This is a genomic window from Caulobacter sp. AP07, assembly GCF_000281955.1.
Taxonomy (GTDB): Bacteria; Pseudomonadota; Alphaproteobacteria; order Caulobacterales; family Caulobacteraceae; genus Caulobacter.
Genome location: NZ_AKKF01000313.1, coordinates 1 through 9694 on the forward strand (window position 1 = coordinate 1; position 9694 = coordinate 9694).

Here is a 9694-nt window from a genome sequence, read left to right on the forward strand (position 1 = left end):
CCCCCCGGCCAATGGCTGCGGGCCCGGCGCGGGGCGCTGGGCCTGGCGGTCGCCGGCCTCGCCCTGATCGTGGGAGGTCTGGCCTGGGGCCTGGTGTTCCCGATTTCCAAGGAGCTGTGGACCAGCAGCTTCGTCCTGCTGTCGACCGGCGTCGCCCTGGTGCTGCTGGCCGGCCTGCACCAGGCGCTGGACGTCAAGGGCTGGAAGCCGCCAGGCGCGGGCTTCCTGACCGACTTCGGGATCAACGCGATCTTCGCCTACGCCCTGCACATGCTGGCCTCGATCATGCTGACCGCCCACATCCTGAAGATCCCCTACGCCTGGGCGACCCCGCTGGTCGGCGACAAGACCGCCGCCCTGATCCCCGTGGCGGTGTTCGTCGGCCTGATCTGGATGGTGCTGGCCTACATGCGCAAGCGCGGCTGGGTGGTGAAGGTCTAGGCGTTCCTCGGCCAGGTCTTGCGGCCGGCCAGTTGCAACGCCAGGGCCACCACGGCGCAGGCCGCGCCCAGGGCAGCGACCGCCGTCCAACCGCCGAGGTTCCACGCCGTGGTCGCCCCCGCCGAACCCGCCGCGCCGCCCAGGAACATCACGCCCATGAAGATGGTGTTGATCCGGGCCCGGGCTTCGGGACGCAGGGCGTAGACCAGATGCTGGTTGGAGATCAGCGCGCCCTGCACCGCGAAATCGAGCAGCACGACACCGACGACCAGGCCGGGAATGGAATTCCACAGGCCGAAGATCAGCCAGGCTGCCACGCACAGCCCCGCCCCCAGCAGGATGACCAGGTGCGGTCCGCGCCGGTCTGCGATGCGCCCGGCCAGGGGCGCGGCCAGGATGCCGACGGCGCCGACGACTCCGAACAGGCCCGCCACGTCGGCCCCCAGGCCAAAGCGCGGCTCGTTCAGATGCAGGGCCAGGATGGTCCAGAAGGCGGTGAAGCCGGCGAAGATCATCGCCTGGGTGAAGGCCGCCCGGCGCAGGGTCGGGAACTCCAGCCACAGGCCGCCCAGCGACTTCAGCAGCGGGCCGTAGCGCAGGCCGCCGCCGGGCGCGCTGCGCGGCAAGGCGAAGGCCATCAGGGCGCAGGCGGCCAGGGCCATGGGCGCGCCCAGCCAGAACATCTCGCGCCAGCCCCAGTGGGTCGCCACGAAACCCGCCAGGGTGCGGCTGAACAGGATGCCGCACAGTAGGCCCGCCATCACCGCGCCGATCGTCGCGCCGCGTTTTTCGGGGCTCGAGAGGTGGGCCGCGAACGGCACGATCTGCTGGGCGACCGTGGCGCTGAAGCCGACCAGGAGCGAGGCCAGGATGATCAGGCCGACGCTCGGCGCCAGCGCCGCCGCGACAAGCCCGGCCGCCAGGATCAGGAACTGGAGCACGATGACCCGGCGCCGTTCCAGCAGGTCGCCGAGCGGCACCAGGAGGAACAGGCCCAGGGCGTAGCCCAGCTGGGTCGCGGTCGGGATGAAGCCGGCCAGGGCCTGGCCCGGGAAGTCGGCCTCGATGACGCCCAGCATCGGCTGGTTGTAATAGATGTTGGCGACGCCGACCCCGGTGGCGATCGACATGGCCAGGGTCAGGCCCCGGCCGAGGCTTTTCGGTTCCGCCTCCAGGACGACGATCTTTTCGAGAGGACTCATACGCTACTCCATCGCCGGGCCGCGACACGCCCGAGCGTGGCCATAGGTTGGCGCTTGAACGCTTGTACGCAAGCGCCGTGGAGCGTCGTCGACCCTAGATCGCCACGCCGCGCAGCAGCTTGGGCAGGTCCCCCACCCCGCCGCCGGCCTCGTGCATGAAGAACCGCCGGGCCGGGGCGATGCGGTTGACCGCCGCCATGCCCACCCCGCGCGCCAGGCGCAACAGCGGGTTGTCGTTGGAGAACAGGCGCACGAAGCCGTCGAAGGCCAGGGCGTTGGAGACGTTGTCGAACCGCCGCCAGCGGGCGTAGCGCTCCAGGGTCGCCTCGGCCCCGATGTCCTCGCCGTTGCGCAGGGCTTCCACCACCACCTCGGCCAGGGCGGCGGCGTCCTTGAGGCCCAGGTTCAGCCCCTGGCCGGCGATCGGGTGCACGCCGTGGGCGGCGTCGCCGATCAGGGCCAGGCGCGGGGCGACCAGCCGCTCGGCCAGCGACAGCGACAGCGGATAGACGAAGGTCGGGCCGGCCATCTCGACCGTCCCCAGGAACTCGCCGAACCGTCGCATCAGGTGGGCGTGGAAGGCCTCCGGCGAGGCGTTGCGCAGCGCCTCGGCCCGGTCGGTGCTCTCGGTCCAGACCAGGCTGGCGCGATTGTCCGTCAGCGGAAGGATGGCGAACGGGCCGCCGGGCAGGAAATATTCGTGGGCCACGCCCTGGTGCGGATGCTGCATGCGCACGGTCGCGACCACCCCGCTCTGGCCATAGCTCCAGCCGATGTCGCCGATGCCCGCGGCCTTGCGCAGCACCCCGAAGCGACCCTCGGCGCTGACCACCAGCGGGGCCGACAGGGTGCGGCCGTCGGTCAGGGTCAGGGTCGCGCCGGCGGCGGCGACCTCCAGCCCCTTGGCGCCGGCCGGGGCCAGCACGGTGATGTTCTTGTCGATCACCGTCCGGGCCAGGGCGGCGCGGATCTGGCGGTTCTCGATCAGGTAGCCCAGCGGTTCGCCGTGCGAGCGGTCGGCGATCTCGCCGCTGTCGAAGCGCAGAAAGAACGGCGACGGCCCGCCGGTGCTCGGGCCCGGCGCCTTGCCGTCGGTGACCAGGATCTGCTCGATGCGCTGGGCGTGCGGGGCCAGGGCTTCGCCCGCTCCGATCGCCCGCCACTGGCGAAACGACGAATAGGCGATGGCCGAGGAACGCCCGTCGAAGGTGTCGGCCAGCTGGGCGTCGAACGGCTGCGGATCGACCAGCAGCGGCTTGACCCCGGCCGAGGCCAGGGCGAGCGCCAGGGTGGTTCCGGCCATGCCGGCTCCGGCGATGATGACGTCGGCGTCGTGGTCGCGCATGGCGGGATATGGCGCTGGGGAGGGGGCGGTGTCCAGAGCGCCGTGGACGAAACCCCCTCAGTCGCTACGCGACAGCTCCCCCAAAGGGGGAGCATCTGGCGCGATCAAATCCTCCCCCTTTGGGGGAGGTGGCCCAGAGGGCCGGAGGGGGTCTGCCGAGCCGGCCGCCTACTGCGGCAGCGGCCGGGGCTTCCGGTCCTCGCCGATCGCCACGAAGGTGAACACGCCCTGCGTCACCTTGTGGGCCTGCTCGCCGTCGCGGCGGCGGCGCCAGGCTTCGACCTCGACCTTCAGCGAGGTGCGACCCACGTGGACGACCTTGGCGAACAGGCTGACCTCGTCGCCGACGAACACCGGGCTGATGAAGGTCATGCCGTCGATGGCGATGGTGGCGCAGCGGCCGGCCGCGCGGTGAAAGGCGATCGAGGCCGCCGCCAGGTCCATCTGCGACAGCAGCCAGCCGCCGAAGATGTCGCCCTCGGGATTGGTGTCGGACGGCATGGCGATGGCCCGCAGCACCGGGGCCTCGTGCGGCCATTCCAGCGCTTCCCAGGCCTTGGCCAGGGACTCGGCGCGTTGCAGGGAGGAGAGTTCGTCGGGCATGGGACCAGCGTTTTCGAGCGAAGTGGCTACCGGTTCGCGTGAAGAAACCGCGACAAACGAAAAGTCTAGTGGCCGCCGGAGCCTTCGTAGACCCCCGGGGCCAGCAGTTCGCTCTCGTCGTGACCGGCGGCGGTGGTGGCGACGAAGCGGCGGTCGCAATAGGGGCAGTCGACGAAACCGGCCGCGCCCATCTCCAGCCAGACGCGCGGATGGCCCAGGGCCCCGCCGACGCCGTCGCAGGCGATGCGGTGCGAGCGGACCATGACGGTCTCGGGCGCGGGACCGGCGCCAACCTCCGTGACGACGGGCTCCATGGCGGTGGGGGCGGTGGACACCGCGGTCTTGGCCTTGCGCGCCATGTTGGTAAAACCCTTGAATTCCAGACGCGGCCTTGGCGTGGCGGCGATGCAGGCATACCTATGCGACCTGTCGCGCCGCCGTCAATTCACGCCGCGCGTTCCTTTCTCTATTGTCCCGCCATCCCTGCGTTGGGGGACCCATCTGGACGTTCCATGGACCTGCCCGCCTACGCGATCGAGGCCGAAGGCCTGTTCAAGACCTATCCCGCCAGCAAGACCGCGCCACAGAAGCTGGCGCTCAACGGCATTGACCTGAAGGTGCCGCGCGGCTCGATCTTCGGCCTGCTGGGCCCGAACGGCGCGGGCAAGTCGACCTTCATCAACATCCTGGCCGGCCTGACCCGCAAGAGCAGCGGCACGGTGCGGATCTGGGGCCGCGATATCGACGAGCGCCCCCGTGACGCCCGCGCCGCGATCGGCGTGGTGCCGCAGGAACTGGCCGCCGACGTGTTCTTCACGCCGCGCGAGTCGCTGGAGGTCCAGGCCGGCTTCTACGGCGTGCCCAAGAACGAGCGCCGCACCGACGAACTGCTCAACGCCCTGGGCCTGGGCGACAAGGCCGACGCCTATGTCCGCCAGCTGTCGGGCGGCATGAAGCGCCGCCTGATGGTGGCCAAGGCCATGGTCCACATGCCGCCGGTGCTGATCCTCGACGAGCCGACCGCCGGGGTCGACGTCGAGCTGCGCCGCCAGCTGTGGAGCTATGTGACCGGCCTCAACCAGCTGGGGGTGACCATCGTCCTGACCACCCACTATCTGGAGGAAGCCCAGGAGCTGTGCGACCAGATCGCCATCGTCAATCGCGGCGAGGTGGTGGTCAACGAGCCGACGGCGACCCTGCTTCAGCGCATGGACATCCGCAACGTGGTGGTGACGCCGGAAGAGCCGGTGACCGTCGCCCCCCTGCTGCCGGGCTTTGAGACCAAGCTGCGCGGGGCCGGGGCGTTCTCGGTGTCCTACCGCACGGGCCAGTCCAGCGTCGAACAGGTGCTGGCGGCGGTGCGCGCCGAGGGGCTGAAGATCAAGGACATCGCCACCGAGGACCCGGACCTGGAGGACGTGTTCGTGTCGCTGACCTATGGCGATCCGAACGCCAAGGATCCGCTGAAGACCTGAACTTGCCCCCACCTGGCGGCTTCGCCGCCTGTCCGCCCCCATAGGGGGCGGAGCTCGCGATTCTTCCCCCTATGGGGGAAGACGGCCGAAGGCCCGTAGGGGCAAGTGCTCGCCGCTAGGGCAGCGCCCGCACGAACGCCCGCACCACCGTCGCCGAATTATCCGCCGCGAAGCGCAGGAAGATCGGGAACTGGTTCCCCGCCGGGTCGCCGCCGGCCAGGTCCGACAGGCTGCGGAAGGCGATGAACGGCGTCCGGTTGACATAGGCCACCTGGGCGACGGCGGCGCTTTCCATGTCCAGCACCCGGGCCCCGAACACGTCGTGGGCGTATTGCCGGAAGGCGGCGTTGTCGACGAACACCGGGCCCGAGCCGCCCACGCCGCCGACCACCACCTTGGGCGGCTTGGTCAGGCACTGGTCGGCGGCGCAGCGTTGCAGCTTCAGCCCGGCGACGCTGGTCCGCGCCACCGCCAGCATCGCCGCGTCGACCGGGAAGGCCTTCAGGGGCTCAGGGTTAGCCGGATCGCGATGCACCGTGACCTCGCGCGGATACATCATGCCGAAATTCGCCCGGCCGTCGGTCAGGCCCGGGGTCGGGGCGAAGCCGCCCGGGACCTCGCGGGCATAGGCCATCTCCGACGACTGCACCCAGCTGTCGGGGGCCACCACGTCGCCGACCTCCAACTCCGGATCGGCCCCGCCGGCCACGCCGGAGAACACGATGCGCTCGATCCTGAAGCGGTCGAGGCCCGCCTGGGTGGTCATGGCGGCGTTGACCATGCTGACGCCGCTGAGAAACAGCACCACCGGCTTGCCCTCCAGCGCGCCGATCACGAACCGCGTGCCGGCGGCGGTGTATTCCCGCTTGTCGACAGTGGCCGCCTCCAGGGCCGCCATCTCGGGCGGGAAGGCGCTGATCACCGCCGTGCGCGGCGACGCGTCCAGCAGTTCGGCGGCCAGGACGGGAGCGGGCGCGAGCGCCAGCAGCAGGAGCGTCAGGAACAGGCGCATGGCGGACTTTCGAAGTGGTGGCGATTCGCCGCCACCCTAGCGGCGACCCGGCCGTCGAGGCGAGCCCGCTGCGCCTTTCGTCGCCAGGTCCGACCGGAACGCCCGGGATCGGGCGCCGCGAGGCTCCGTCCAGGCGTCGGCCAAGTTTGCCGATTGCGCCGCGCGCCGCGCCGGTCAATTTTCTCCGCCGGTTTTTCGAGTTGGGGTCGGCATGCGCGCACTGTGGTTTTCGCTTCTCATGGCCCTGGCCATCGCATTGGGCCTGGGCGGCGCCGCCCAGGCCAAGCCGCTGCCTATTAAGGTGGTAATCGTCACCACCTTCGAGATCGGAGCCGACACCGGCGACTTCGCCGGCGAGTTCCAGCCCTGGGTCGAAGGCTGGCCGCTGAAGCACCAGATCACCATCCCCGGCGTCCGCCACGTGGCCCGCTATTCCGACGACGGCGTGCTGGCCATCGTCAGCGACATGCGCGGCCGCGCCCGCGAGAGCGTCGCCGCCCTGATCCTCTCGAACCAGTTCGACCTGTCCAAGGCCTACTGGATCGTCAGCGGCATCGCCGGGGTCGACCCCGCCGCCGCCTCGGTCGGCAGCGCCGCCTGGGCGAAATACGTGGTCGACGCCGATCCGATCTACGAGGTCGACGACCGCGAAATTCCGGCCGACTGGCCCTATGGCCTCTATGCGAACGACGCCGAACGCCCGAACGTCAAGGGCAAGGCCGAAGGCTCCAGCGCCATGGTCTGGACGCTGGACGCCGGCCTGGTCGACTGGGCCTACGGCCTGACCCGCGACGTCAAGCTGCCCGACTCCGCCGCCCTGCAAGGCCTGCGCGGCGGCTATAAGGGCGAGCCCCTGGCGCAACGGCCGCCGTTCGTGCTGGTGGGCGACGCCCTGGGCACGGTGCGGTTCTGGCACGGCGCGCGCCGCACCCAGTGGGCCCGCGACTGGGTCAAGCTGTGGACCGACGGGGCCGGAACCTTCACCATGACCGACTGCGAAGACCAGGGAATCCTCGACGTGCTCGACGCCCATGCCGCCGGCGGCAAGATCGACCGCCGCCGCGTGCTGGTGCTGCGCACCGCCAGCAACTATTCGCGCCCGCCGCTGGACCAGCCGACCTTCCCGCGCGTGTTCCACGACGAGGGCGCGGCCGCGGCCTTCGCCGCCACCTTCCGGGTCGGCGGCGTGGTGGCGCGCGAACTGACCACGCACTGGGACCGCTACGCGACCGCCCTTCCCAACACCGCCTCGACCGGCCGGAGCCAATAGCCATGCTCGATCGCTTCTTCGGCCTCAAGGCCCAGGGCACCGACGTCCGCACCGAGGTGCTGGCCGGCGTCACCACCTTCATGACCATGGCCTATATCGTGGTGGTCAACCCGGCGATCCTCGGCGAGGCCGGCATGCCGGTGGCCGCCGTGGCCGCCGCCACCTGCCTGGCGGCCGGCTTCGGCTCGATCCTGATGGGACTGATCGCCAACTACCCCCTGGCCCTGGCCCCGGGCATGGGGCTGAACGCCTATTTCACCTACACCGTGGTCAAGGGCATGGGCGTGCCGTGGGAGGTGGCGCTGGGCTGCGTCTTCCTGTCGGGCGTCGCCTTCCTGATCCTCACCCTGGCCGGGGTGCGCCAGATGATCGTCGGGGCGATCCCCAAGCCGCTGTTCTCGGCCGTCGCCGCCGGGGTCGGGCTGTTCATCGCCTTCATCGGCCTGAAGGAGGCCGGCATCATCGTCGCCAGTCCCGCCACCACCGTGGCCCTGGGCGACCTGACCACCCCGACCGCCGCCGTCGCCATCATGGGCCTGGTCCTGATCGCCGTGCTGCAGGCCTGGCGGGTCAAGGGCGCGATCCTGATCGGCATCCTGCTGGCCACCGCCGCCGGCTGGGCCCTGGGCCTGGCCAAGATCGTCCCGGCCACCTCCAGCCTCGCCGACCTGACCGCCACGGCCTTCAAGATGGACGTCATGGGGGCGTTCAACCTCAAGGGCGGCCTCGGTTTGGCCATGCTCGAGATCATCTTCGTCTTCCTGTTCGTCGACCTGTTCGACAATGTCGGCACCCTGGTGGCGGTGACCAAGAAGGCCGGGCTGCAGGCGCCGGACGGCTCGATCCCACGCCTCAACCGCATCCTGCTGGCTGATTCGGCGGCGACCATGGTCGGGGCCGCGGCCGGCACCAGCACCGTGGTCAGCTATATCGAGAGCGCCTCGGGCGTCACGGCCGGCGGCCGCACCGGCCTGACGGCGGTGGTGGTCGGCGTCCTGTTCCTGGTCACCCTGTTCTTCGCGCCCCTGGTCCAGGCCATCCCGGCCGCCGCCACCGCCCCGGCCCTGATCCTGGTCGGCGCGCTGATGGTCGGCAGCCTGACCGACATCGACTGGGCCGACCCGACGGTGGCGATCCCGGCCTTCCTGACCCTGATCACCATCCCGCTGACCTTCTCGATCGCCAACGGCCTGGCGTTCGGCATCACCAGCTACGCGGTGCTGCGGCTGCTGACCGGCAAGATCGGCAAGGGCGACTGGCTGCTGCTGGTCCTGGCGGCCCTGTTCGTCCTGCGTTTCGTCTATCTGGCGAAAGGCTGACAAGACCCGTTTGCGCCGGCGCGGCCTTTCGGCTAAGACCGCGCTTCCGCAAGGCGGAAGCACCCGTAGCTCAGCTGGATAGAGCGTTGCCCTCCGAAGGCAAAGGTCACACGTTCGAATCGTGTCGGGTGCGCCATTGCCTCTTTTAGGTCCTCGAAAGACGAGAAAACCGAAAAGAGACAATTAGTTAGTGGCGTTCTAAATCCTGTTTCCCGGCCATAGGCAAGCCGCCTTGGGAACACGAGTTTGCCACCAAAGACCTCTCCCCGGGCGCCTCTGAATTCCAGAGAATACAAGGGTTTGCGAGAAACCTAAGCGCAGTTCTAACTGCCCGCGGCGCCGGCGTCGGAACCGGGTAGCCGAGGTTTGATCTAGGCCCAGTGGCTGGTGTCGATCATGTGGTGGGCGCTGGCGGTGACGCCGGTCAGGGTGATGGTGTCGCCCATCGAGAAGGTGAACACCGCGTCGGCCCCCACCTGGGTCACGGTCCAGGTCACCCCGGTTCCAGCATAGCCGCTGAGGTCGAGAACATCGCCTTCGCCGTGGGCGTCGAAATCGGTGATCCGGTCCGCGCCCGAGCCGTAGTTGAAGGCGAAGGTGTCGTTGCCCGGGCCACCGGTCAGGGTGTCGGCGCCCGTCCAGCCAAACAGCACGTCGCCGCCCGCCCCGCCGTCGAGGATGTCGTCACCGCCCCGGCCGTTGATCACGTCGACTCCGGCCCCGCCGACCAGGGCGTTGAGCTGGCCGTCGCCCGACAGGGTGTTGCCGAAGGCGTTGCCGGCGAACACGTGCTCGATGCCGCTCAGGGTGTCGGTTCCGGCCCCGCCGGTGTTCTGGGCCGTGGTCACGGCCAGGTCGATGGTCACCCCCGAGGTGACGTCCGTATAGATCGCCACGTCCGAACCCGCGCCGCCGGTCAGGGTGTCGGCGCCGGCCCCGCCGATCAGGATGTCGTTGCCGGCCCCGCCGTCGAGGATGTCGTCGCCGCCACGGCCGGTCAGGACGTCGTCGCCCGCCCCGCCGACCA

9 protein-coding genes, 1 tRNA gene and 1 pseudogene are annotated in these 9694 nt (G+C 70.0%); 5 read left to right on the plus strand and 6 right to left on the minus strand.

Annotation, left to right across the window (positions count from 1 at the left end):
* Positions 1-441, plus strand: a pseudogene (locus PMI01_RS25660) (hypothetical protein); the annotation flags it as partial.
* Here the strand turns inward: PMI01_RS25660 and PMI01_RS25665 are convergent.
* From PMI01_RS25665 to PMI01_RS25680, 4 genes are all read right to left on the minus strand, one after another.
* A complete protein-coding gene (locus tag PMI01_RS25665; RefSeq protein WP_007676679.1) occupies positions 438-1643 on the minus strand; it encodes an MFS transporter in 1206 nt (401 codons plus the stop codon). The pseudogene PMI01_RS25660 and the gene PMI01_RS25665 overlap by 4 nt on opposite strands.
* 94 nt (positions 1644-1737) lie before the next feature.
* Complete coding sequence (locus PMI01_RS25670) at positions 1738-2988, minus strand: UbiH/UbiF/VisC/COQ6 family ubiquinone biosynthesis hydroxylase (RefSeq protein WP_007676681.1); 1251 nt, start codon at positions 2986-2988, stop codon at positions 1738-1740.
* Positions 2989-3156: 168 nt separating this feature from the next.
* The gene (locus PMI01_RS25675; protein WP_007676684.1) at positions 3157-3591 is read right to left on the minus strand and encodes an acyl-CoA thioesterase; all 435 of its coding nucleotides are present in this window, start codon (positions 3589-3591) and stop codon (positions 3157-3159) included.
* Positions 3592-3656: 65 nt separating this feature from the next.
* Positions 3657-3950, minus strand: a complete 294-nt coding sequence (locus PMI01_RS25680) for a zinc-finger domain-containing protein (protein ID WP_007676687.1) — start codon at positions 3948-3950, stop codon at positions 3657-3659.
* 153 nt (positions 3951-4103) lie between these two features.
* Between PMI01_RS25680 and PMI01_RS25685 the strand changes: the two genes are divergently transcribed.
* Positions 4104-5066: an ABC transporter ATP-binding protein gene (locus PMI01_RS25685; protein ID WP_007676690.1), complete on the plus strand. Its 963-nt coding sequence runs from the start codon at positions 4104-4106 to the stop codon at positions 5064-5066.
* Positions 5067-5181: 115 nt separating this feature from the next.
* On the opposite strand, the gene PMI01_RS25690 is transcribed toward PMI01_RS25685, so the two are convergent.
* Positions 5182-6078: a 5'-methylthioadenosine/S-adenosylhomocysteine nucleosidase gene (locus tag PMI01_RS25690; RefSeq protein ID WP_007676693.1), complete on the minus strand. Its 897-nt coding sequence runs from the start codon at positions 6076-6078 to the stop codon at positions 5182-5184.
* Between the two features lie 211 nt (positions 6079-6289).
* On the opposite strand from PMI01_RS25690, the gene PMI01_RS25695 reads away from it, so the two are divergent.
* The 3 genes from PMI01_RS25695 (at position 6290) to PMI01_RS25705 (ending at position 8803) form a co-directional block, all read left to right on the plus strand.
* The gene (locus PMI01_RS25695) at positions 6290-7348 is read left to right on the plus strand and encodes a purine nucleoside permease (RefSeq protein WP_007676695.1); all 1059 of its coding nucleotides are present in this window, start codon (positions 6290-6292) and stop codon (positions 7346-7348) included.
* Positions 7349-7350: 2 nt separating this feature from the next.
* Entirely contained in the window at positions 7351-8667 is a 1317-nt protein-coding gene (locus PMI01_RS25700) for an NCS2 family permease (RefSeq protein ID WP_007676697.1), read from the plus strand.
* A gap of 59 nt (positions 8668-8726) precedes the next feature.
* Positions 8727-8803, plus strand: a tRNA-Arg gene (locus tag PMI01_RS25705).
* A 235-nt stretch (positions 8804-9038) separates the two neighbouring features.
* On the opposite strand, the gene PMI01_RS25710 is transcribed toward PMI01_RS25705, so the two are convergent.
* Positions 9039-9694 (minus strand): calcium-binding protein (locus tag PMI01_RS25710; protein WP_007676699.1); only part of this gene is annotated, 656 nt, incomplete at its 5' end.